Raw genomic sequence first — 24,124 nt, forward strand, 5'->3', positions numbered from 1 at the left:
AATTTCAGTATTTTACGGCATAATATACATACATGTTTTTATATTTATTCTTCATCCTGCATGTTAGAAAGCTTTGCAGCCTGGTCTGCTGCAATAAGACTGTCAATGATCTCATCAAGATCACCGTTCATTATCTGGTCAAGCTTATACAGTGTAAGCTTGATTCTGTGGTCTGTAACTCTTCCCTCAGGGAAGTTATAGGTTCTGATCTTCTCAGATCTGTCACCTGTACCTACCTGGCTCTTTCTCTCTGCAGCCTCAGCGTCGTGCTGCTTCTGAAGCTCCAGGTCATAGAGCTTTGAACGAAGAAGTGCAAATGCCTTTGCCTTATTCTGAAGCTGTGACTTCTCTGTCTGGCTATATATAACTATTCCTGTCGGAATATGTGTAAGACGTACTGCTGAGTCTGTGGTATTGACACACTGTCCACCATTTCCCGAAGCTCTCATTACATCTATTCTGATATCATTCTCATTTATCTCAACATCCACATCTTCTGCCTCAGGCATAACCGCAACAGTGATGGTAGATGTATGTATCCTTCCGCCCGACTCGGTCTTTGGAATACGCTGAACACGATGAACACCGCTTTCGTACTTCATCTTTGAGTACGCACCCTCACCATTTATCATAAATACCGCTTCCTTGAAGCCTCCGATACCATTTTCATTCACAGATACCAGTTCAACCTTCCATCTGAACTTCTCAACGTACTTCTGATACATACGAAATACTTCATATGCAAATAAAGCAGCCTCATCACCACCGGCACCGGCACGGATCTCCACTACTACATTCTTGGAATCGTTAGGATCCTTTGGAAGAAGAAGTATCTTAAGCTCTCCCTCAATAATCTCAAGACGGCTCTTGGCATCATTAAGCTCTTCTTTCGCCATCTCTCTGAGTTCTTCGTCACTTTCCTCCTCAAGCATCTGGAGACTGTCGTCTATAGTCTGCTTTGTGTCCTTGTACTCCTTATACTTCTCAACTATAGGAGTAAGGTCGCTCTGCTCCTTCATAAGCTTTCTGAACTTGTTCTGGTCAGACACAACATCCGGGTCTGTAAGCATGTTATTTATGGTGTCTATCCTGTCTACCAGGTCCTCTAATTTCTCAAACATATTGTCCTCCATCTATCGAACACAAAATTTATTTAATATCAATATTACTGTATTACCGATGCTTTTGCACCACAGCTACAGGTGTCCCGTAACAGCCCTGTCGTTGTTATTGAGATCCTTTAAAACTGTTACATCACTGAAACCATTTTTCCTCATTATAGCAGAAACTTCATCTCCCTGGTCATTTCCAATCTCGTACACAAGATAACCGCCGGCATTAAGATAATCTGCCGCATCAGCAGAAATCCTCCTGTAGAATACCAGTCCATCAGCACTTCCGTCAAGAGCAAGCTTCGGCTCATGATCCTTAACCTCTGGCATAAGTGTAGGTATAACATCACTTCTAATGTACGGAGGGTTGGAAATGATCAGGTCAAATCTGCCATCTATCCCAGAAAACATATCCGTCTCAACAATATTACAGACTATATCAAGCCTGTCAGCATTCTTCTCTGTCAGGGAAACTGCCTGCCCTGATATATCCCCAAGCACCAGCCTGTTAATATTACATTCATGTCCTATGGTCAGTCCTATGCAGCCGGAGCCACAGCACATATCAAGCACCGATGTATATTTCTTCTTCTTTATTATATCTATAGCGGAGCTTACAACAGTTTCCGTATCATACCTTGGTATAAGAACCCCCGGTGCAGTCAAAAAATCAAGCCCCATAAAATTCTGTATACCTGTAATATACTGCAAAGGAGTCCTGTCACACCGTCTATGCACGAAGTTCATATATCTGCTGTATATACCGTCATCCACCTGTTCGTTCATATTAAGAAGCATGGCAATCCTGTCCTGCCCTGTAGCATATTCCCACAAAGCCCTGGAATCATAATACGATTCCTCTATGCCCGCCTCTGCCATCTTATGTTCGGCATTTTCAATTATCTCTCTGACCGTCATACTTCCACCTATTCAAGCTCTCCCTTATGCATTGCTTCCTCATAGGCTCTCCAGTCAAGCACTGCTTCCACCGATTTAATGGCGACCTCGCACATCTCAAGATCCGGCTCCCTGGTGGTAAGTCTCTGTACCCACATACCCGGAACGCTCAGATAATATGCAAGCTTAGAGTCACTCTTGCCCGTAAGCATTATAAACTCGTAGGAAACTCCCGCAACCACAGGCACCAGCAGCAGTCTGAGCAGCATACGGAACCACATGGTCTTTGCCTTTATAAACATAAACACAATAATACTTATTATCATCACCATAAAAAGGAAGCTGGTTCCACATCTCTTGTGATATCTTGAATGCTTCTTCACATTCTCCGGGGTAAGGGGATCTCCTGCCTCAAGGCAGTTGATACTCTTATGCTCCGCTCCATGGTACATGAATACCCTCTGGATATCCTTCATCAGTGAAATGATTGCCACATATCCCAGGAATATCGCAAGCCGTATCACCCCTTCTATCAATGAAAGTGCCACATGGTTGGAGACAACCTTGGATATAAGCTCCACAATAAATGCCGGCAGCATCATAAATAATGCCACTGCAAATACCACTGACACTGCCACAGAAAGAAATACCCACAAATTGTCGGAATCCTTCTTTTCTTTTTTATCTTTATCAGCAATGTTCTCCGTCTTTCCTGACGAAGCCTTATCATCAACATCCAACTTCTTAGCGTCCTTGTTCTTTTTACCCGTATCTGTCTTTTTCTCCGGCTCCTCGTCGTCAAAAAATGACGCAGAATATGTAAGGGTCGAAACACCTATCACAAGGGATTCTATGAAATTAACAACGCCTCTTATTATAGGAAGCTTAAATAACGGATATCTGTCTCCAAATGCTCTGTATTCGCTGACCTTTATCTCTATATCATTATCCGGCTTTCTGACCGCAACCGCATATTTGTCACGATTTTTCATCATGACACCTTCAATTACCGCCTGACCGCCAATCCTTACTCTCTTCAATGATCCGTTTCTCCTTTAAAGCTGTCAATGACTTCCCTTTAAAGTAAAAAAACAGGTTGAGTTTTTGTAAAACTCAACCTGTCATACTTTTTATTAGTTAGCCTGTGTAACGCCGTACTTACGGTTAAACATATCAATTCTTCCACGAGCTTTTGCAGCCTTCTGCTGACCTGTGTAGAATGAATGACACTTTGAGCATATTTCAACATGAATTTCCTGCTTTGTTGAACCTGTAACAAACTCATTTCCACAGTTGCAAATAACCTTTGCCTGATAATAATCTGGATGTATTCCTTCTTTCATTTCTTTCACCTCACATTTCTCCATTAAACACAGCTTTCACAGTATAGCATAGCTAAAATATTAAAGCAAGCGTTTTTTTTATTATTACGCATAATTTATTGTACAATATTAATGTCTCAAAAGACTCTTCTCAACATAGTACATAAATTCTTCGTTATTCTTTGTACGGACAAAAAGCTTAAGCACGTCCTCAAGCACATCCTCGGATTTATTTCCAAGTAAAGCCTTATGTATGGCAGTAACGATCTCCTGCTCTTTTTTCGAAAGAAGAAGGTCATCTCTTCTGGTACCCGATCTGGCTATATCAATGGCAGGGAATATCCTCTTTTCCGACAGTTTCCTATCAAGGACAAGCTCCATATTACCTGTACCCTTAAACTCCTCGAATACAACGTCATCCATCTTACTTCCTGTCTCAACCAAGGCTGTGGCGAGTATTGTAAGGCTTCCGCCCTCTCTCATATTCCTTGCTGCGCCGAAGAACTTCTTAGGCATATGAAGAGCTGCCGGATCAAGTCCGCCTGAAAGAGTACGTCCACTAGGCTGTACCGTCAGATTGTAGGCTCTGGCAAGTCTTGTGATGCTGTCAAGGAGTATGACTACATCCTTCTTCTGTTCCACCAGTCGCTTCGCTCTCTCTATAACCATTTCTGACACTCTCTTATGATGTTCAGGCAGTTCATCGAATGTAGAGTATATAACTTCAACATTAGGTCCCTCTATGGATTCCCTGATATCCGTAACCTCTTCCGGTCTCTCATCTATGAGAAGCACGAGAAGATGCATATCTGTATATTTTGTGCTTATACATTTTGCAATCTGTTTAATAAGGGTTGTCTTACCTGTCTTAGGCGGAGAAACGATCATTCCTCTCTGTCCCTTACCTATAGGTGCAAGAAGATCAATCATCCTTATCGGTACCGGCGAATTATTTCCATCTAATACAATACGTTCATTAGGGAATATAGGTGTAAGATCTTCAAAGCTTTTTCTTCCCGCTATAGTCTCAGGCGACAGATCATTTACAGAATTAACATATAAAAGGGCTGAGAATTTCTCTCCCTGGGTCTTAACTCTGATACTTCCAGATATAATATCTCCTGTCTTAAGTCCAAGCCTCCTGATCTGGGCAGGAGATACATATATGTCCTGATCCCCCGGCATATAATTCGCACTTCTTATAAAGCCAAAGCCCTCAGGCATAACCTCGAGTATACCGTTTGCCGTCTTACCACTGTCAAGTTCGTTGTACAGTGCCTCATTATTCTCAGGAGTAGGTGGCTGTATATCGGAATTGTCATACCGGCTGTCTGTACGATTATCAGCTCTGCCATCATAACGGTTGTCCTGTCTGTTCTCACAACGGCTATCCGTGCGGTTGTCATACTTTATCTCAACACGGCTCTCTGCCCTGTTGTCATAGCGGTTATCGTACCGGTTGTCATTCCGGTTATCGTACCGGTTGTCATTCCGGTTATCGTACCGGTTATCATTCCGGTTATCGTACCGGTTGTCATTCCGGTTATCGTACCGGTTATCATTCCTTGAATCAGTACGCCTGTCCTGTCTGTAATCGGTTCTTGGATCATTCTTATGATCCGCTCTATATACGTCTCGTCTTGCTTCCACATGATTATCGTATCGGTTATCGCCACGGTTATCGACCCTTCCACGATAATTTCTCACAGTGTTTCTAAGTCTTCGTCCGTTATCCTGTCTGTATCTTCCATCTCCTGACTCTACATCTATATGTAATGTTCCATCGGAAGCCTCGCCCTTGTCTGTAACGGAAGTCATATCATTGTAAGTCACATTCTGTTCACTTCCGGTCCGGAAGCTCTCGTCAACATAGCCGCCAGCAATATTTTTCTCTTCTGACGCTTCTGATATTTCCATATTTTTCTCAATCGTATTTTTTTCTTTTCTTATTTTTCCAACTTTTTTCTTTTGATTATTATTGGTTTTCTCTGATGTTGCGGACTTGATATCCCCATTGTTTTGTTCTCTCTCAATGAGATACTCTGCCAGCTCCTTCTTTTTCATTGCAGAAGTGCCCTTTATGCCGTTTGCCTTAACATACTGACGCAACTCAGCAAGGGATGCATTGTTAAAATCCATAAGCTTCCTCTTTCTTAAATATCATTATATCTTATATACATTTCTCATACTCTATTACAGTTTTTCATGGGTAACATTTGAAATTTAGAAACTAAGATAGACCCAGTATACCACAAACATTTAATTTGTAAAGGCATATTAATAATTGATTTTACATACTCCAAGTGTTATTATGGTCATTGTATCGCCTGTCGAAATATATGTTTTACTGGAGGGATAACATGAGCGTCGATTCAATGGTCTTATATAAATTAATAATACTGTATATGCTTGACAGAGTGGACTTTCCCCTTACAAATTCCCAGATTTCTGAATTTGTCCTGACCAAGAAATATACCAACTATTTCACTCTTCAGGAGTCCATAAACGACCTTATTGACAGTAGCTATGTAAGTGTATCCACAATAAGAAGTTCATCTCATTACAAAATAACTGACAAGGGAGAGGAAGCTCTCAGTTTATTTGAGAACAGGATTCCTCACGATATAAAAGAGGATATCCTCGAATACTTTGAAAACCAGAAGATCAATCTTAAGAACGAAGCAGAGATTTATTCAGATTATTCCTTAAATGAAAATAAGGAATACACAGTTTCATGTATCATTAAGGATCGAAACGAGACCCTGTTAGACCTTAAACTGTGTGTTCCCCTTAAATCCCAGGCTGTTGCCATCTGCGATAACTGGCGTGGCAAAAGTACTGATGTATATGATTACATAGTCAACGAATTGCTCATCTTATAAAAAGCATCCATATTTCCGATCTATCATTGCAATATAGTCATGGTTTTCCCTGTCAGCTCCTATGATGTAGCGATCGTATCTTCGATCAACTGCCATATTTCTTCTCTTCCCTGCTTGCTTTGAGAAGAAAATGGTATAATGGTCGTACCCTCTACAGGGCGTATCTTCTGCTTTATCATCTTTATGTGCTTCTGCACCTGGCTTCTCTTTATCTTGTCAAGCTTGGTGGCAATTATCACCGGCTCATATCCGTTTTCCACAATCCAGTTATACATGATACAGTCATTTTCCGAAGGCTCATGTCTTATGTCTATCAGAAGAAACACCTTCTTTATGACCTTTGAGGTGTTGAGATATCTCTCTATCATCTTACCCCATTTTGCTCTTATTTCCTGAGATACAGCAGCATAACCATACCCCGGAAGATCAACAAAATATAACTGTTTATTTACATTATAGAAATTAATTGTCTGTGTCTTGCCAGGCTGTGAGGATGTCCTTGCCAGAGACTTTCGGTTTAACAATCCATTTATAAGGGAAGACTTTCCCACATTGGATTTTCCTGCAAATGCAATCTCCGGCAGAATATTATCCGGAAGCTTACTGGTAATACCACATACTGTTTCCAGTTCCACATTTTTTATAACCATAGTTTTCCTCTCAATTCTTAATCATCTGTACAATTATATAATTCCTACACTATTGTATCATTATATACTCATAACCTTTTGAATTATTGCTTCGCTTCACTCTTATTCATACTACACTATCGCATTATCGAGCACCTGCGACATATCTGACGCAAATACTATATTTAATCCATCCTTTATATCTGAAGCTATATCGTTAAGATCTCTCTTATTTCCTGCAGGTATGATAAGATTTGTTATCCCTATAAGCTTGGCAGCAAGCATTTTCTCCTTTAAGCCGCCGATAGGAAGCACATCACCTCTTATGGTTATCTCTCCGGTCATGGCAAGATTACCCTTTACAGTCTTCTTAAATATAGCTGAATACAGTGCTGTTGCCATGGTTATACCTGCTGAAGGTCCATCCTTAGGTACAGCCCCCTCAGGAATATGGATATGTATATCATGGGTTTCAAAGAAATCATTTCCAAGCTTTTCACACTCCTTAAGAGAACGCACATAACTTAAGCCCGCCACAGCAGACTCTTTCATAACGTCCCCCATCTTTCCTGTAAGCTCAAGTTGTCCGTTTCCCGGGAATACATTTACCTCTATATCAAGGGTAACGCCTCCCACGGACGTCCACGCCAGACCTCTGACAGCCCCTATCTTATTGTTAAGACGCTGTTTTTCTTCCGCGTATTTCTCTGTTCCCAGATATGCACTTACATTCTTCTTAGTTATCTTTACACAACCTTCTTCATCGCACAATATCTCACGGCATGCCTTTCTGCATATCCTGTCTATATTACGCTCAAGGCTTCTCACTCCGGCCTCTCTTGTATAATTTCTGATAATATATCTTATGGCATCAGAATTGATTTTTAACTGATTTTTGGTAAGTCCGTTTCTCTCTATGCATTTCTTTACAAGATACAACTTCGCAATATTGTACTTCTCATTTTCAGTATACCCCGAGATTTCTATAATCTCCATTCTGTCAAGGAGTGGGCCCGGTATTGTTGAAGCATCATTTGCTGTGGCTATAAATAACACCTGACTCAGGTCCACAGGCACCTCGAAATAATGATCCATGAACTTATTGTTCTGTTCACTGTCAAGGACCTCAAGAAGCGCTGATGACACATCACCCTTGTAGTCGCTGCTTACCTTGTCTATCTCATCCAGTAATACCAGCGGGTTATTGGTTTTCGTTCTGGCTATGGATTGGACTATCCTGCCCGGCATAGCTCCCACATAGGTCTTTCTGTGGCCTCTGATCTCTGCCTCATCTCTTACTCCGCCCAGTGACAATCTTATATATTCCTTGCCTGTAGCTTCCGCAATGGATCTTGCTATGGAAGTCTTACCGGTTCCCGGAGGACCCACCAGACAGATGATCGGCATATTTCCCTTTTTGTTAAGGATACGGACTGCAAGATAATCTATTATCCTCTCTTTGACGTCATCAAGACCATAATGATCACGTTCAAGTATCTTTATGGCTTTATTCAGATCTCCGTTCTCCTGTGAACTTTTATTCCACGGATAATCAAGAAGTGTCTCTATATAATTGGACAGGACACCACTCTCAGGTGCCATGGATGGCAGTGACTTAAAACGTCCTATCTCCTTCTTAATCTTGTCAGTCACTTCCTCCGGAGCTCCAAGCCCAGATAGCTCTTTATCATATTCGTCCGCTATCTCGTCCGTGTCATCCTCTCCCAGCTCCTTCTTGATGACTTTAAGCTGTTCCCTAAGAACATACTCTCTTTGATGTTTATTTACACATTCCTTGAGCTTTTCCTGTATCTCATTTCTAATGGTAAGGATCTCCAGCTCATCATCAATATAGCCTATGAGAATCTCAGCTCTCTCCTTAACATCATCCATGGCTATGAGAATTCTCTTCTTATCAACCGGAAGGGGTACAAACTCAGCCACACGGTTGCACATCTTAGATAATACCACTGTCTTAACAATCTGTGCATACATGATCTTATTTGTCCCAAGACCATTTGAATAGGCCTGCTTAACTTTATTCTCAAGCATTCTCTTAAGAGCCTCTGCTTCCTTGTCGTCCCTGCCAGGCTCTTCATCCGCAAGCAGCTCCACGTCTCCGTTATATGCATCATCATCCTTATTCAGCAGTTCAACATTACCCCTTGAGGTTGTCTCAAGAAGGATGCGCATTGTCTTATCCGGCATTTTGAGCATCTGCTTGATCTTGGCAACCACTCCGATCCTCTTTATGTCTCCCTTATCCAGCTCATCCATGGAATCAACACTCAGAAGAAATACTATGTTGTCCATAGCCATGGCTTTTTCCACAGCTTTGCAGGATTCCGGAGTTACCACATCTATATTAGAATTTGAATCAGGCATAATGACAATATTGTGAAGAATTATCACCGGCATATTCCATACTACTTTATCCAAATTTCCTATCTCCTTAGTAATCAAAAATATTATAATATTATACTAAAGGCTGGGAATATAAAATACCCCAGCCCTTGCTTTTAACTATCTGTCTATCATGCTGTCTCGTCAGACTTCTTCTCGGTATGCTTTTTCTTGAGAGGCACCGGCTGATCTAAGGCATCGTCTGAGTAAGTCACTATAGGTGCCGCTCCATTCTCAATAACATCCTTGGTTATGACACATGATACTATATTCTCCTCTGATGGAATCTCATACATAAGATCAAGAGTTGCTTTCTCTATGATTGATCTTAAACCACGGGCACCGGTTTTTCTCTCCATTGCCTCTCTGGCAATAGCCCGCAACGCATCATCCTCAAAGGTCAGATCTACATTATCCATCTTGAACAACTTCTTATACTGCTTGCAGATAGCACTCTTAGGCTCCTTAAGAATCCTTATAAGTGCCTCCTCATCAAGCAGATCAAGTGTTACCGCTACAGGCACTCTTCCCACAAACTCCGGAATAAGACCAAACTTAACGAAATCCTGTGGTGTAACCTGCTTAAGCAGCGTATCTATATCCTGTTCTGTCTGAGATATGACATCGGCATTAAATCCCATGGATTTCTTGCCTACACGATTCTCGATGATCTTATCAAGTCCATCAAACGCTCCGCCACATATAAACAAAATGTTAGAAGTATCAATCTGTATAAACTCCTGATGTGGATGTTTTCTTCCCCCTTGAGGCGGAACTGACGCAACTGTACCCTCAATAATCTTGAGTAACGCCTGCTGCACTCCTTCACCGGATACATCCCTGGTTATGGATACGTTCTCACTCTTCTTAGTGATCTTGTCTATCTCATCAATATAGATGATACCATGCTCTGCACGCTCAACGTCATAATCCGCCGCCTGGATAAGCTTAAGAAGGATGTTCTCAACGTCCTCGCCTACATAACCGGCTTCGGTAAGTGCTGTTGCGTCTGCTATTGCAAATGGTACATTAAGCAGTTTCGCAAGTGTCTGGGCAAGATATGTCTTACCTGAACCTGTAGGTCCTACCATAAGGATGTTGCTCTTTTGAAGCTCAACATCAAAATCCTTCTCGCCAAACACTCTCTTATAATGGTTATATACTGCTACAGCCAAGACCTTCTTGGCCTCCTCCTGTCCAATAACGTACTGATCCAGGAAGTTCTTTATCTCTTTTGGTTTAAGGAGATTTACATCATCCGAAAGATGTGTGTCCTCCATCTCCTCTTCAACTATCTCGTTACATATACGGATACACTCATCGCAAATATATGCATTAGGTCCTGCAATAAGCTTATGGACCTGCTCCTGTGGTCTGTTACAAAACGAACATCTCAAAGGCTTCTTTTCGTCACTACGACCTGCCATTACCATACCCCTTTAGATTATTAAATATTACCTATTAGCTATAACACTATCTATAAGGCCATACTCACATGCCTCAGCAGCAGACATCCAGTTGTCTCTCTCTGTATCAGCAGCAATAACATCATATGGCTTTCCTGTGTTCTCGCTTAACATCTTATTTAACTTTTCCTTAGTGCGCAGAATGTGCTTTGCGGCAATCTCAATCTCTGTTGCCTGTCCCTGCGCACCGCCAAGCGGCTGGTGGATCATGATCTCGGAATTAGGAAGGGCATATCTCTTTCCCTTTGCACCACCCGCAAGAAGGAACGCGCCCATGCTTGCCGCCATACCGCAGCAGATTGTTGACACATCACACTTTATATACTGCATTGTGTCGTATATTCCAAGACCTGCTGTAACAGATCCTCCCGGACTGTTAATATACAGTGAAATATCCTTTCCAGGATCCTCTGACTCCAAAAACAAAAGCTGTGCAATAATCAAACTTGCTGTCACATCATTTACTTCTTCGCCCAGGAATATAATTCTGTCTTTAAGTAATCTTGAATAAATATCATATGAACGCTCACCTCTGCTGGTCTGTTCAATGACATATGGAACTAAACTCATTTAACATCTTCCTTTCAACTATACAAAGCACGTCTGCTTTATTAGACTTCCTTTGCAGCGTCAACAACGAGGTCGATAGCCTTCTTAACTGCTATATCCTTGTTAATGCTTGCGCGCTCTGCATCACCCATGAATCCCTTGATATCCTCAAGCTTCATCTGATACTGTGCTGCCATCTTTGTAAGCTCCTCATCTGTCTCTTCCTCTGATACCTGAATATCCTCTGCTGCTGCAACAGCCTCAAGAACAAGACGTGACTTAATTCTTCTCTCAGCGTCCGGCTTAATCCTCTCCATAAGAGCATCCTCAGTTACGTTGCAGATCTGAAGGTACTGTGAAAGCTCGATTCCCTGATACTTAAGGCTCTGTGCGAACTCGTCCTTCATTCTCTCCTGCATATCATAGATCATTGCATCAGCAACATCCATTGTTGCATTCTCGATAATCTTTGTTATAACTGCTTCTTCCTTCTGGTTTCTTGCATCCTTCTGCTTTCTTGAAAGAAGTGACTGCTTTACCTCTTCCTTGTATGCATCAAGTGTATCACAGCCTGAAACCTCTGAAGCGAACTCATCATCAAGTGCAGGGAGCTCGTTCTCGAATATATCGTTGATCTTGCACTTGAATACTGCAGGCTTTCCTGCAAGATCCTTAGCCTGGTAATCCTCAGGGAATGTTACGTTTACTTCGCACTCCTCACCGATATTCTTACCTACTAACTGATCCTCAAATGTGTCGATAAATGAATGTGAGCCAAGTACAAGCTTATAGTTCTCAGCCTTACCACCCTCGAAAGCTTCGCCGTCTACAAATCCTTCGAAATCAAGTGTAATCTCATCATCCATCTGTGCTGCTCTGTCTGTTACGCTCTTCTTGCTGGCATTCTTCTTCTGCTCATTTAATATCTCAGCCATAACATCATCGTCTGTTACTTCAACAGCTACTGCAGGAACCTCTACACCCTTGTACTCGCCAAGAGTAACCTCAGGCTTAACTGCAACCTCTGCTGTAAATATAAAATTCTTTCCCTTTTCAATCTGTGTTACATCAATAGTAGGTCTTGATGCGATCTCTATATCAATATCGGCTGTTTCCTTTGGATAGAACTCATTGATTACATGATTTGCAGCCTCTTCGTAAAATACTTCAGGACCGTACATCTTCTCGATAAATGACTGTGGAACCTTTCCCTTACGGAAACCAGGCACATTAAACTTACCCTTCTGCTTCTTGTAAGCCTCTGTCAACGCCTTCTCAAACTCTTCTGCTGGTACTTCAATAGTAAGTTTAGCCATACTATGCTCAAGCTTTTCTACTGATAAACTCATCTTATTATTTCCTCCTTAAAATCACAAATGAAGCTCTCTATATATTTTATGCCTTCATTTTTTATATTCTTGTATTTATATACGGCTATATAACCGCATCAATCACTCGATTATACCATATCTCCAACAATTATGTCTAGCCTAAACGCCTCAACTTTTGTGTTTTATGTCCCCACTCCATATAAAATATGTATAAACTTTATCCGGTATTCAGATTAACCAACGCAAAAATCGGATGACAGATACATAAACTGTCATCCGATCCTGTCATATTGACAAAAGCTAATAGTATTTTATAACTATCTGCCTGACATCTGCTGCTCCTGCTTCTTAATCATCTGACGAACCATCTCGCCACCGATTGATCCGCTCTCAGCCGATGTTAAGTCACCGTTATAACCTTCCTTAAGGTTTACACCAATCTCCTTGGCAACCTCCATCTTAAACTTGTTCATAGCGTTCTTTGCCTCTGGTACTGAACCAGAATTCTTTGTGTTTGCCATTGTAATGACCTCCATAAAAATATTATTAAGACTTATGTCTTGATAATATTATTGGCAGATGCACAAATACTATGATGCCAAATTTTTACAATCACAACCGCAGATATCACCCAGTTAAAAATCAAAGGATTAATACTTCATCGGCTTCTCTTCACCATTCATGACTCTGAGTGCACCCTGTGCAAGGGCAAGAAGTTCATCCTCACCAGGATATACCGTGAAGTCTGCAATGAAGCCTGCCCTCTTCTTAAGCTCGTTACATGTATGTTCAGAATATGCAATACCACCTGTAAGGATGATCTGGTCTACCTTACCTCTTAATACAGTTGACATTGCTCCTATATCCTTGGCAACCTGCTGGTAGAACGCATCCTGAACAAGCTTTGCATGCTCATCACCTTCATTTACCATCTTCTCAAGATCTCTTGCATCATTGCTTCCGATATATGCGTTAAATCCGCCCTTACCAACAAGCTTCTTCATAACTTCCTGCTGTGTGTACTCTCCTGAGAAACAAAGTTTAACAAGATCGCCTGATGGAACACCACCGGCTCTCTCAGGTGAGAATGCGCCCTCACCATCAAGGGCATTATTTACATCTACAATACGTCCATGATCATGGGCACCGACCGATACACCGCCACCCATATGACATACAATAAGATTGAGATCCTCATACTTCTTGCCTGTCTCCCTAGCGTATCTCTTAGCTACAGCCTTCTGATTAAGTGCATGGAATACACTTCTTCTCGGAAGCTCAGGAACACCGGAGAGTCTTGATGACGGCATTAACTCATCAACAACAACAGGATCTACTATATATGATGGAACACCTATCTCATCACCTATCTCACGGGCAAGCACACCACCTAAATTTGAAGCATGCTGTCCCTGCTTACCGATCTTTAAATCCTCTAAAAGCTCGTCGCTTACAGGATATGTTCCGCCAGGGATAGGCTTAAGCATACCGCCACGACCTACGCATACGTCAAGTGTATGTATGTCAAAGTTCTTCTCGGCAAGAATGTCAAGAATAACCTTCTTTCTGAAATCCTTCTGCTCAATAATAAGATTGAAGCCTGCAAGCTCCTCTGTTGTATGTCTGAGTGTCTCTTCAAATAATAGTGTCTCATCCTCGAACACACCGATCTTTGTTGATGTCGAACCAGGATTGATAATAAGAATCTTGTATGACATTTCAGTAATCCTCCATTTATTCATATTTGTTATTTGTTTCTTAATTTATACGCTCCATCTTAACAGTCATCCGGGCATTACTTATTCTTCATATGCTCTGCAACAACAGCACCAAGAACAAGTGAATTCATCTTAACTTCAAACGTATCTGAACGTGATGTAAGGATTACAGGAGCTGCTGTACCTGTTATAAGGTTTCCGTTTACAACCTTTGTATTGTGGACAAGTGCCTTATATGTAATATTTCCTGCATGTATATCAGGGAAAAGAAGTATATCTGCGTCACCTACGATCTTTCTTCCTTCTGCTCCCTTATGCTTAGCTGCCTCAGGGCATGTAGCAAGATCAAATGAAAGTGGTCCGTCAACTATACAGTTCTTTATCTCCCCTGCCTCATTCATCTTTGTAAGCTCATCAGCCTCAACTGTTACAGGCATCTTAGGATTTACTACCTCAACTGCTGCCAGTGGAGCAACCTTAGGATTCTTAACACCACATGCCTCACATATTTCTACTGTGTTATTAATAATATTTACCTTGTCATCAAGTGTTGGATATGGAATAAATGCAACATCTGTAAGGAATAAAAGATGATCAACCTCAGGGAGATCAAATACACATACATGTGAAAGTGGCTTTCCTGTTCTTAAACCAACTTCCTTATCAAGAACGCTCTTAAGGAAGTGTTTTGTATCTATAAGTCCCTTCATGTACATATCAGCCTTATTGTTATGTACAAGCTCAACAGCCTTAAGTGCGGCCTGTATATCATCAGGCTCATTTATGATTTTATAGTCCGAAAGATCCATATTAATAGAAGCGGCGATTTCTCTGATCTTTGCCTCATCTCCAACAAGAATAGCGTCTACAATACCCTTTTCCTTAGCTGCTCTTACAGCCTCAAGAACTGCGTCATCCTGTGCACAGCAGACTGAAACTGTCTTCTTCTCGCACTTAGTTACCTGCTCAACTAAATCTCCAAAACTTTTACTCATCTTTCTTACCTCTCTTAATTTTTCTTTTCTATATCGTAAGCCGAGTACTACGCACTCTTCGCTTCAAAGCCAAACTTATCGTATCACTAAAAAAACAAAAGGTCAACTGTATCTGATCATCCCTCCGGATACACAAGTCTGTCTTCTGTTATGTTGTATAAAACCTCTGTAAGGAATTTCTCTGCATAATAGTTTGCCATCGCCAGATTCATATCCTGATAGTTTCCACATTCTCTTGGGTTTGCACCCGGAACAGGATCCTGGTAGTGTCTTACAAACTCAAACATTGATATCATAAGTTCAACAATATCTTTCGATTCATAATCACCTGCAAGTATCAGATAAAAACCTGTACGGCATCCCATAGGTCCGAAGTATACAACCTTGTCCCTAAACTTCTCATCATTTCTTAAGAAGGTTGCCCCAAGATGCTCAATGGTATGCACCTCGGCAGTATTCATCACCGGTTCAAAATTAGGTTTAGTGATCCTTATGTCAAATGTCGTAACAACCTGATCTCCCACCTTATCTTTCCTGGATACATATATTCCCGGATTAAGTATAAGATGGTTTATCTTAAAGCTTGCAATTTTCTCCATTGTCTCCCACTCCTTATATTTTCATTCATTATTTTTACTTCCAGTGTTAAAAGCTTTTTATTATCTCTGTCATCATCTTTATACTGTTGTCTATTGCCATAGCTGCAAATGTAGGATAGTCCATATCCGCAGTATCATCAGCCTTATCTGATATGGCCCGGCAAACTAAAAACGGAACTCTGTTAAGACAGGCAACATGCCCTATGGAAGCCCCTTCCATCTCAGCACACAAACCACCGAATTGATTCACCAACCATTCCTTCTTCTCCTTACTTGATATGAACTGATCTCCGCTTACTACTCTTCCTGTGAACACACCCACTGTAAGTCCACAGTTCTTCACAGCATTCTTTGCTATATCAAGAAGATGTTCATCAGACTTGAAGACACTCATCTCTGTGTCAGGGATTATTCCAGGCTCATATCCAAGGGCAGCCACATCCATATCATGCTCCACCGCATCGCAAGCGAATACTATATCTCCTATGTTAATATCCGCATTAAGGGATCCTGCTATTCCTGTATTGATTATGCTGTCAACGTTAAATACATCTATCATGGTCTGTGTACACATGGCAGCATTTACCTTTCCCACACCACATTTAACAACCACAACATTCTTACCTTCTATTGTGCCCTTATAGAAGTCCATGCCGGATTTCTTTATAAGCTCCGGCTCAGTCATCATCTCTTTAAGCTTGATGACCTCCTCTTCCATGGCCCCGATTATGCCTAATAAACTCATACGTATCTCCATTTCATTTTTCATTCTATAAATCATAAAATCCGTCAACAGGTCGATCAAAAATCATCAACTCAAAACTCCCGGACTGATATAAGCTCTGTAACCTAAGCACTCCGAAAGCAGATATAAAATCCGGAACTTAAAATACTCCAAAGGATTGTAGCAGCAGCAGGAACAGAAGTATAGGCGCTATAACCTTGACCATTGCTATATAGAGTCCCTTTCTTCTGAACTTAATCTGTCCTCCGTTTGTAACCTCATCGATTATAGTCTTAGGCTTAACTACCCATCCGATAAAGATACATGTAAACAATGCCACTAACGGCATGAATATGTTGTTACTTAAGAAGTCCATAACATCAAGTATCTGTCCTGTAGAACCTGTAGGAAGCTTAATCTCGAAGTACAACTTATTGTATCCAAGACATACCACTATCAGTGTGATGATAGCATAGGCAAGACATATAACAGTACTCTTCTTTCTTGAGAACCTGAACTTGTCCATGATACCGGACACTATTGCCTCCATGACCGATACAGAAGATGTAACCGCCGCAAATAATGTCATAAGGAAGAACAACAGCCCTATAACATAACCAACCGAACCCATGGCATTAAATACCTTAGGCAGGGAAACAAACATAAGTCCCGGTCCTCCAGACATTCCTTCCTGACCCATGAATACATACACAGCAGGAACGATCATCATACCGGCAAGCATGGCAACAACTGTATCGAATATCTCGATCTGGTTTATGGAAGCCATAAGGTTTACATCTTTCTTAACATACGAACCATAGGTAACCATAATACCCATAGCTACACTTATTGAGAAGAATAACTGTCCCATGGCATCAATAACTATCATACAAAATTGTTTAAATGATATCCCCGAAAAATCAGGTATTACATACATCCTAAGACCCTCTAAACCAGTTCTCACAGTTCCGTCATCTGCTGTATGGCTTAAGGTTACTGAGTAAATTGATATTCCTATTATAAGTATAAGCAATACAGGCATAAGTATCTTGCTTATACGCTCAATTCCGTTGTCCACACCAAGAAATACAACTATAGCTGTAACAAACAGATAAATTATGCCGAATACCATTGGGGCATAATCAGAGGTTATGAATCCTGTGAAGAATGTATCTGCAACCGCAGACTTCCCTGCTCCTGTAAGGTAAACTGTAAAATATTTGAATACCCAGCCACCGATGGTACAGTAATACGGAAGGATGATAACCGGAACCAGCCACGCCAGTATTCCTATTCCGTTCCAGCCCTTATGCAATATTCCATATGCTGTAAGCGGTCCCTGGCCGGTCTTTCTTCCTATGGCTATCTCTGTTGTAAGAAGTGTAAATCCGAAGCTGAGTGCAAGTATGATATATACAAGTATAAACACTCCGCCATGATCCTTTGCTGCAAGATATGGGAACCTCCATATATTACCAAGTCCTACTGCACTTCCCGCCGCAGCAAGGACAAATCCTACCTTACCTGAAAAGTTTCCTCTATTTTCCCCCATGTGTCACCTTTTAACCCTCTGTTTCATATGCAGAAGATTTTTCCTTTCTGAAAATTTTTATATCCACCGGTCTTTATACCGTGAATTAATTATTTTTTTGTAAAAGTCAGTACACCGACTTTTCTATTTTTATTTTCTCATGTCAGTTCTTTATATATTTATTCTTTTAAATCGTCCAGTCGTATGGTGTTATCTGGTATACGTAATAATTAAGCCAGTTAGCATACAGTGTATTGGCATGGCACCTCCATGACTTGACAGGCTTCCTCGTAGGGTCATCGTCAGGATAATAATTCACCGGTATATCCGGGTTAAGTCCCTTCTTCTTATCTCTTTTATATTCCTTATCCAGAGTAAGCACATCATACTCAGGATGTCCTGTGACAAATATATTCTTTCCTCCATCACCTATGATAAGATAAGGGCCTGCCTCCTCAGACTCTGCAACTATATCAAGATGAGGATTGTTCACAATATCTTCCTTGGATACCCCCGTATATCTTGAATGAGGAACAAAGAAGGAGTCGTCAAAGCCTCTGACCAAAGGGGTCTTCCTGTGGAATGTATGGTGCTCATAAATACCTGAAAGCTTCTTCGGAAGATCGTACTTCCGAACTCCGTATCTGTAGTATAGCCCTGCCTGGGCTCCCCAGCATATATGCATGGTTGAGGTTACGTTGTCCTCTGACCAGTCCATTATCTCCCTAAGCTCATCCCAGTAATCCACATCCTCAAACTCGTATTTTTCAACCGGTGCACCTGTTATTATGAAACCGTCCCACTTCTTATTCCTTACACTTGAGAAGTCCTCATAAAATCTGTCCAGATGTCCCTTAGTAACATTCTTTGACTGATATGTCATAGTCCTTAGTAATGTTATATTAACCTGAAGAGGTGTATTTGAAAGACTTCGCATAAGCTGCAGCTCTGTTTCCTCCTTCAAAGGCATAAGGTTTAAGATAAGGATATTAAGCGGTCTTATCTCCTGACCTACAGCTCTTCTGGTTCCCATTACGAATATATTCTCATCTTCCAGTATTTTCTTTACAGGTAAATCATCATCTATTCTTATTGGCATATTTATCATTTCCTTTCATTGCTTGTTCAATAATCCGTAATTCTTTATCGGAATATCTGCAAAAATGCCATTTCAAGACAAAAGCTTAATATAATCTTCTTCGGATATAACAGGCACATTAAGACTTCTTGCCTTTTTATTCTTTGAGGACTGGGAGTTTACATCATTATTTATAAGATATGATGTCTTTGACGACACAGATCCCGCAACCTTTCCTCCAAGGCTCTCGATCTCTGCCTTTAAGTTGTCTCTGTTATCATAGTGGTTAAGTGATCCTGTCACCACGAAGGTCATCCCTTCAAATATCTGTTCCGCCGTATTTTTCTCAATTTGAAACTCCAGCTCCTGTCTCAACTTTTCTATAGTATCACAATTTTCTTTATTTTCAAAGTATCTTACAATATCTCCTGCCATAATTTTTCCGATACCGTCAATTTCTACCAGCTCGTCGTATCTGGCATTAATGATCTTATCCAGATCATTCTTAAAATATCTTGCGATCACCTTGGCATTCGCCTCGCCTACTCCCTGTATCCCAAGACCGTTTAAAAGTCTTGCCACAGTAGTCTTTCTGGATGTATCCACCGCCTCAATAAGCTTCGCGTAGGACTTATCTCCAAAGCCCTCCATGCCTGTTATCTCCTCCTTGTACCTGTCCAGATGGTAAAGATCATCAAAGTTATCCAGATAGCCGGAATCTATAAATTTCTCCAGGGTAGACTCAGACAGTCCGTCGATATTCATTGCATTTCTCGATACAAAATGTCCAAATGACTTAAGCTTCTTGGCAGGGCAGTACTCATTTGTACAATAAAGGGTCTCTACTCCCTCCTCATTCCTTATCTCTGTCTCACCGCCGCACACAGGACAGGACTTTGGTATCTCTGCGCTGCCGCTTCTTGTGAGATTTTTTGAAATCTGAGGTATTATCATGTTCGCCTTATATACAGCAATCTCATCTCCTATACCAAGCTCAAGCGATCTCACTATACTCACATTATGGATACTTGCTCTGCTTACGGTAGTGCCCTCAAGCTCCACTGGTTCAAATACAGCCACAGGATTTATAAGTCCGGTTCTTGAAGCACTCCAGCATATGTCCGTAAGATGAGTTACCGCCTCCTCATCAGCCCATTTGAATGCCATGGAATCCCTTGGGAACTTGGCAGTTCTTCCAAGACTTCTTCCGTAGGCTATATCATCAAGTACCAGTACAAGTCCATCGGAAGGAAAATCATTTCCTGATATCTTCTCAGAGAACATCTTTACCTTATCCTTAAGATCTGCCCCATCGGTAAGATAGTGCTCAACCACCTCAAACCCCTGAGACTCAAGCCAGTCAAGCTGTCCGTTAAAGGAATTACCCAGATCAACATCATCCCCTGTCACCAGGTTAAAGGCGAAGAAATTAACATTTCTCTCCTTAGTTATCTTATTGTTCAACTGCCTCACGGATCCACTGCAGAGATTTCTCGGATTCTTATATTTTGCCGATACATCTGTAATGGCATCATTTATCCTGTTAAAGTCTGAGTACCTTATAACCGCCTCTCCACGGATTATAAGCTTTCCCTTGTAGCCGATCCTGTGAGGTATGTTCACAAACATCTTTGCATTTCCTGTAATTACCTCTCCGATCTCTCCGTTTCCTCTGGTTACTGCCTTAACCAGCTCACCATTCTCATAGGTCAGAACAACCGTAAGTCCATCCATCTTCCAGGATATGACCCCCTTATTACTTCCAAGCCAGGAAACAAGAGCGTCCACATCCTTTGTCTTATCAAGGGAAAGCATAGGACTCTCATGCCTCTCCCTTGGAAGCTCACTTAATATCTCATAACCAACCTTAATAGTCGGGCTGTTTGACAAAACTATACCTGTATCCTTTTCAAGTTTACATAACTCGTCATAAAGTTTATCATACTCGAAGTTGCTCATGATCTCAGTATCTTCCTGATAATACTTCATGGCGGCATAATTAAGTGTCTTCACCAGCTCTTTTATTCTGTCTATATCCTTCATAAAATCCCCCTTTAATTCTTTCCGACCAATCGCCTCAGCTCACTTTCTTCCTTGGATGTAAGGGGTCTGAGTTCTCCCGGTCTCATATCTCCAAGCCTTACATTCATGACTCTTATCCGCTTAAGATTCACAACCTTATATCCAAAATAGTCACACATTCTTCTGATCTGCCTGTTTAACCCCTGAGTCAGTACTATCGTAAACGAATAGTTGTCCAGCTTCTTAAGTCTGCATTTCTTGGTGACCGTATCCAATATAGGAACTCCTTCGCCCATGGCTCTCAAAAATTCCTCCGTAACAGGTTTGTTTACTCTTACCCTGTACTCTTTCTCGTGATTATTTACAGACTTCTGTATGCTGTTTGAAAGATCACCATCATTGGTAAGCAGCAGAAGTCCCTGGGAATCCTTGTCCAGTCTTCCCACATATTGAAGTCTTATAGGATAATCTATATGGGCAAATATATTGTCCTTATCTCTCTCATCCGCTGTGCAGGTAAGACCTATGGGCTTATTATATGCAAGAACCACCATCTTATCTGCCGGTCTCACAACACAGCCCTTAAAGGTAACCTTGTCTCCCGGCATGACCTTCTGTCCCATTTCCGCAGGTTTTCCGTTAATACATACTTTTCCCTCTGATATATATGTATCAGCAGCTCTTCTGGAACATGCACCGGCTTCGCTGAGATACTTATTTAATCTTATTCCTTCATTCTCCGCCATCAATTTATCTCCGTTTCATTTTCATTTCTTCGGTGTTTCCTCTGGTTTTATCCATACAAATAGAGGTTTTGGAGAAAAAAATAAACTTTTTCTCATTTTTCACTTGTTTTTTTAAACTTAATAATATATAATTCAATCATCACAAGGGCGTGTTTCATTATGAAATGCGCCTTTTTACATAATTATCCAAACAAAGATTATATAGAAAAGGATGTGGCACATATGGACGCTATCGACAGAAAAATATTACATTTACTCCAGACAAATGCAAGAACTCCACTTAAGTATCTTGCCAGTAAGGTCTTCCTCTCTTCTCCTGCTGTCTCAGCAAGAATAGACAGACTGGAAAAAAACGGTATAATCACAGGATATCACGCTTCTGTCAACCCGGAAGCCCTTGGTTATCACATCACAGCATTTATTCATATGGCTCTTGACCCGAAGCAGAAGCCAACCTTCTATCCTTTTATCGATTCATGCCCTAATGTGCTTGAATGCAACTGTGTTACCGGCTCCTACTCAATGCTTATGAAGGTATGCTTTCCAAGTACCATGGAGCTTGACGCCTTTATCGGTCAGCTTCAGAAGTTCGGAAATACCGAGACACAGATCGTGTTCTCGACACCTGTCCAGACCAGAGGAATAGATATCGCCCTGAGCGGAAGTGACGCCGAAGCCATCTGATACGTAATCCACACATTATATATATATTATATAAAAAGCTGCCTTTCTTAAAAGCAGCTTTTTTTATCCTTTGTAAGTTCGTACCTACTGGGCAGACTCTGTAGAAGCTTCTGTTCCTTCCTGCGTGTCTGCTTCTGAGGATGAATCATCCTCAGAGGTTGCCTCCTCACTTGAACCATCACCGGTATTGTCTGTATCTGTAGGATGTATCTTATCGTAGAAATCCTTAAAGGCAGGATCGTTATTATAGAGATACTGTACATTGTCGCTTACATGAGCATATATCTTCTGTATATCAGACTTGGCTATTACATTGTTTATATAGCTCTCAATACCTGTTGATCTGTTTTCATTTATCTTATATGTGCCGTCACTCTGCTTTGCCACATAGAAGGATTCAATATTAAGCGGATTAGAATCAACATCGGCAATAACAAGATTGGAAAGTACAAATACCACCTTACCGTTATCATCATATCCATCTGCTACATAGCAGGTTACATTCTTATATTCCTTGATAAATTCTGCAGCAGAATTCACCTTTGACATATCATCATAGTTCTCTGTCTCAAGAACACAGGACTTAAGACCATCCTGATCACAGTTTACCTTAGCTGTAAGGAAGGCATTTATCACATCTGTAATTGCTGTATCATCGCACTTCTTATAAGAAGCGTTCTCAGGAATATCAAGCTCAACCGAATTATCCTTGCCCACATCATCAGCAGAAACCTCTTCTGTTGAAGCTGCTTCAGAGCCGGTCTGTTCTGTATCCTGGACAACTGCGGTATTTCCTGTATTGCCCTTATCCTTGGAGGTATCCTTTATAAAGAAGAAATACACATAGGCAACGCATAACACTGCAAATAATATCCAGCAGGTAACAAGCGGAGCCACCGATGGCTTCTTAGGCCCATTATACTCCTTCTTCTCAGGACGCTCGTCCCACATATCTCCAAAGGCGTCATCTATGTACTGCTTATTATTCTTGTAATCTGTATTATCCTGATAATCGTCAACGTAGGCTTCATCAGAATCATACTGATCGTCTTCTTCGTACTGACCGTCCTCAGAATACTCCTCGCCATCTTCGTACTCACCATCCTCAGAATATTCCCCGTCTTCTTCGTACCGATCATCCTCAGAATACTCCTCGCCGTCTTCGTACTGACCATCCTCAGAATACTCCCCGCCGTCTTCGTACTGACCGTCCTCAGAATACTCCTCGCCATCTTCGTACTCACCATCCTCAGAATATTCCCCGTCTTCTTCGTACTGATCATCCTCAGAATACTCCTCGCCGTCTTCGTACTGACCATCCTCAGAATACTCCCCGCCGTCTTCGTACTGACCGTCCTCAGAATACTCCTCGCCATCTTCGTACTCACCATCCTCAGAATACTCACCATCATCCGGGTACTCTACATCATCGTCAT

The 24,124-nt window shown here is 41.3% G+C and carries 21 protein-coding genes and 1 pseudogene; 2 read left to right on the plus strand and 20 right to left on the minus strand.

Features of this window, described 5'->3' with window-relative positions; genetic code table 11:
* Positions 1 to 44: 44 nt before the first annotated feature.
* The 5 genes from prfA to rho form a co-directional block, all read right to left on the minus strand.
* Entirely contained in the window at positions 45 to 1,121 is a 1,077-nt protein-coding gene (gene prfA / locus DXB54_RS06755) for a peptide chain release factor 1 (RefSeq protein WP_118694654.1), read from the minus strand.
* 75 nt (positions 1,122 to 1,196) lie between these two features.
* A complete protein-coding gene (gene prmC / locus DXB54_RS06760) occupies positions 1,197 to 2,030 on the minus strand; it encodes a peptide chain release factor N(5)-glutamine methyltransferase (RefSeq protein WP_118694655.1) in 834 nt (277 codons plus the stop codon).
* Between the two features lie 8 nt (positions 2,031 to 2,038).
* The gene (locus tag DXB54_RS06765; RefSeq protein ID WP_199708738.1) at positions 2,039 to 3,049 is read right to left on the minus strand and encodes a DUF1385 domain-containing protein; all 1,011 of its coding nucleotides are present in this window, start codon (positions 3,047 to 3,049) and stop codon (positions 2,039 to 2,041) included.
* Between the two features lie 93 nt (positions 3,050 to 3,142).
* A complete protein-coding gene (gene rpmE / locus DXB54_RS06770; protein WP_021939002.1) occupies positions 3,143 to 3,352 on the minus strand; it encodes a 50S ribosomal protein L31 in 210 nt (69 codons plus the stop codon).
* A 108-nt stretch (positions 3,353 to 3,460) separates the two neighbouring features.
* Positions 3,461 to 5,470, minus strand: a complete 2,010-nt coding sequence (gene rho, locus DXB54_RS06775; RefSeq protein ID WP_118694656.1) for a transcription termination factor Rho — start codon at positions 5,468 to 5,470, stop codon at positions 3,461 to 3,463.
* Positions 5,471 to 5,691: 221 nt separating this feature from the next.
* Between rho and DXB54_RS06780 the strand changes: the two genes are divergently transcribed.
* On the plus strand, positions 5,692 to 6,213 hold the full coding sequence (locus tag DXB54_RS06780) for a DUF4364 family protein (protein ID WP_021939000.1): 522 nt from the start codon (positions 5,692 to 5,694) through the stop codon (positions 6,211 to 6,213).
* A 59-nt stretch (positions 6,214 to 6,272) separates the two neighbouring features.
* On the opposite strand, the gene yihA is transcribed toward DXB54_RS06780, so the two are convergent.
* The 14 genes and pseudogenes from yihA to DXB54_RS06850 form a co-directional block, all read right to left on the minus strand.
* Entirely contained in the window at positions 6,273 to 6,863 is a 591-nt protein-coding gene (yihA, locus tag DXB54_RS06785; RefSeq protein WP_118694657.1) for a ribosome biogenesis GTP-binding protein YihA/YsxC, read from the minus strand.
* Positions 6,864 to 6,974: 111 nt separating this feature from the next.
* A complete protein-coding gene (gene lon, locus DXB54_RS06790; RefSeq protein WP_118694658.1) occupies positions 6,975 to 9,281 on the minus strand; it encodes an endopeptidase La in 2,307 nt (768 codons plus the stop codon).
* A gap of 95 nt (positions 9,282 to 9,376) precedes the next feature.
* Positions 9,377 to 10,672 carry an ATP-dependent Clp protease ATP-binding subunit ClpX gene (gene clpX, locus DXB54_RS06795; protein ID WP_118694659.1) on the minus strand — a complete coding sequence of 432 codons (1,296 nt, stop codon included), beginning with the start codon at positions 10,670 to 10,672 and terminating at the stop codon, positions 9,377 to 9,379.
* A gap of 27 nt (positions 10,673 to 10,699) precedes the next feature.
* Positions 10,700 to 11,281: an ATP-dependent Clp endopeptidase proteolytic subunit ClpP gene (gene clpP, locus DXB54_RS06800; protein ID WP_021938996.1), complete on the minus strand. Its 582-nt coding sequence runs from the start codon at positions 11,279 to 11,281 to the stop codon at positions 10,700 to 10,702.
* A 41-nt stretch (positions 11,282 to 11,322) separates the two neighbouring features.
* Positions 11,323 to 12,609 (minus strand): trigger factor, encoded by a 1,287-nt coding sequence (gene tig / locus DXB54_RS06805; RefSeq protein ID WP_118694660.1) that lies wholly within the window; start codon positions 12,607 to 12,609, stop codon positions 11,323 to 11,325.
* 299 nt (positions 12,610 to 12,908) lie between these two features.
* On the minus strand, positions 12,909 to 13,112 hold the full coding sequence (locus tag DXB54_RS06810) for an alpha/beta-type small acid-soluble spore protein (RefSeq protein WP_021938994.1): 204 nt from the start codon (positions 13,110 to 13,112) through the stop codon (positions 12,909 to 12,911).
* Positions 13,113 to 13,241: 129 nt separating this feature from the next.
* Complete coding sequence (gene buk, locus DXB54_RS06815) at positions 13,242 to 14,309, minus strand: butyrate kinase (protein WP_118694661.1); 1,068 nt, start codon at positions 14,307 to 14,309, stop codon at positions 13,242 to 13,244.
* 77 nt (positions 14,310 to 14,386) lie between these two features.
* Positions 14,387 to 15,313 (minus strand): annotated as a pseudogene (gene ptb, locus DXB54_RS06820) (phosphate butyryltransferase); the annotation flags it as partial.
* A 107-nt stretch (positions 15,314 to 15,420) separates the two neighbouring features.
* On the minus strand, positions 15,421 to 15,903 hold the full coding sequence (locus DXB54_RS06825) for an S-ribosylhomocysteine lyase (RefSeq protein WP_021938991.1): 483 nt from the start codon (positions 15,901 to 15,903) through the stop codon (positions 15,421 to 15,423).
* A gap of 46 nt (positions 15,904 to 15,949) precedes the next feature.
* Complete coding sequence (locus DXB54_RS06830) at positions 15,950 to 16,648, minus strand: 5'-methylthioadenosine/adenosylhomocysteine nucleosidase (RefSeq protein ID WP_021938990.1); 699 nt, start codon at positions 16,646 to 16,648, stop codon at positions 15,950 to 15,952.
* A gap of 139 nt (positions 16,649 to 16,787) precedes the next feature.
* Positions 16,788 to 18,179, minus strand: coding sequence for a sodium-dependent transporter (locus tag DXB54_RS06835; RefSeq protein ID WP_021938989.1), 1,392 nt, complete (start codon positions 18,177 to 18,179; stop codon positions 16,788 to 16,790).
* Positions 18,180 to 18,345: 166 nt separating this feature from the next.
* A complete protein-coding gene (gene metA / locus DXB54_RS06840) occupies positions 18,346 to 19,257 on the minus strand; it encodes a homoserine O-acetyltransferase MetA (protein WP_118694663.1) in 912 nt (303 codons plus the stop codon).
* 72 nt (positions 19,258 to 19,329) lie between these two features.
* Positions 19,330 to 21,279, minus strand: coding sequence for an NAD-dependent DNA ligase LigA (gene ligA / locus DXB54_RS06845; RefSeq protein ID WP_118694664.1), 1,950 nt, complete (start codon positions 21,277 to 21,279; stop codon positions 19,330 to 19,332).
* A gap of 11 nt (positions 21,280 to 21,290) precedes the next feature.
* The gene (locus DXB54_RS06850; RefSeq protein ID WP_021938986.1) at positions 21,291 to 22,004 is read right to left on the minus strand and encodes a pseudouridine synthase; all 714 of its coding nucleotides are present in this window, start codon (positions 22,002 to 22,004) and stop codon (positions 21,291 to 21,293) included.
* A gap of 222 nt (positions 22,005 to 22,226) precedes the next feature.
* Between DXB54_RS06850 and DXB54_RS06855 the strand changes: the two genes are divergently transcribed.
* On the plus strand, positions 22,227 to 22,688 hold the full coding sequence (locus DXB54_RS06855) for an Lrp/AsnC family transcriptional regulator (RefSeq protein ID WP_021938985.1): 462 nt from the start codon (positions 22,227 to 22,229) through the stop codon (positions 22,686 to 22,688).
* A gap of 84 nt (positions 22,689 to 22,772) precedes the next feature.
* Here the strand turns inward: DXB54_RS06855 and DXB54_RS06860 are convergent.
* Positions 22,773 to 24,124, minus strand: a 1,352-nt coding sequence (locus DXB54_RS06860) for a hypothetical protein (protein ID WP_199708739.1), incomplete at its 5' end; no start/stop codon positions are given.

It is taken from the genome of Coprococcus sp. OM04-5BH, assembly GCF_003482105.1.
Lineage (GTDB): Bacteria > Bacillota > Clostridia > Lachnospirales > Lachnospiraceae > Coprococcus.

Coding starts and splice junctions, on each gene's coding strand:
- prfA (WP_118694654.1), bottom strand. CDS start 1,121: ATGTTTGAGAAATTAGAGGACCTGGTAGACAGGATAGACACCATAAAT.
- prmC (WP_118694655.1), bottom strand. CDS start 2,030: ATGACGGTCAGAGAGATAATTGAAAATGCCGAACATAAGATGGCAGAG.
- rpmE (WP_021939002.1), bottom strand. CDS start 3,352: ATGAAAGAAGGAATACATCCAGATTATTATCAGGCAAAGGTTATTTGC.
- rho (WP_118694656.1), bottom strand. CDS start 5,470: ATGGATTTTAACAATGCATCCCTTGCTGAGTTGCGTCAGTATGTTAAG.
- DXB54_RS06780 (WP_021939000.1), top strand. CDS start 5,692: ATGAGCGTCGATTCAATGGTCTTATATAAATTAATAATACTGTATATG.
- yihA (WP_118694657.1), bottom strand. CDS start 6,863: ATGGTTATAAAAAATGTGGAACTGGAAACAGTATGTGGTATTACCAGT.
- clpX (WP_118694659.1), bottom strand. CDS start 10,672: ATGGCAGGTCGTAGTGACGAAAAGAAGCCTTTGAGATGTTCGTTTTGT.
- clpP (WP_021938996.1), bottom strand. CDS start 11,281: ATGAGTTTAGTTCCATATGTCATTGAACAGACCAGCAGAGGTGAGCGT.
- tig (WP_118694660.1), bottom strand. CDS start 12,609: ATGAGTTTATCAGTAGAAAAGCTTGAGCATAGTATGGCTAAACTTACT.
- DXB54_RS06810 (WP_021938994.1), bottom strand. CDS start 13,112: ATGGCAAACACAAAGAATTCTGGTTCAGTACCAGAGGCAAAGAACGCT.
- buk (WP_118694661.1), bottom strand. CDS start 14,309: ATGTCATACAAGATTCTTATTATCAATCCTGGTTCGACATCAACAAAG.
- DXB54_RS06825 (WP_021938991.1), bottom strand. CDS start 15,903: ATGGAGAAAATTGCAAGCTTTAAGATAAACCATCTTATACTTAATCCG.
- DXB54_RS06830 (WP_021938990.1), bottom strand. CDS start 16,648: ATGAGTTTATTAGGCATAATCGGGGCCATGGAAGAGGAGGTCATCAAG.
- DXB54_RS06835 (WP_021938989.1), bottom strand. CDS start 18,179: ATGGGGGAAAATAGAGGAAACTTTTCAGGTAAGGTAGGATTTGTCCTT.
- metA (WP_118694663.1), bottom strand. CDS start 19,257: ATGCCAATAAGAATAGATGATGATTTACCTGTAAAGAAAATACTGGAA.
- ligA (WP_118694664.1), bottom strand. CDS start 21,279: ATGAAGGATATAGACAGAATAAAAGAGCTGGTGAAGACACTTAATTAT.
- DXB54_RS06850 (WP_021938986.1), bottom strand. CDS start 22,004: ATGGCGGAGAATGAAGGAATAAGATTAAATAAGTATCTCAGCGAAGCC.
- DXB54_RS06855 (WP_021938985.1), top strand. CDS start 22,227: ATGGACGCTATCGACAGAAAAATATTACATTTACTCCAGACAAATGCA.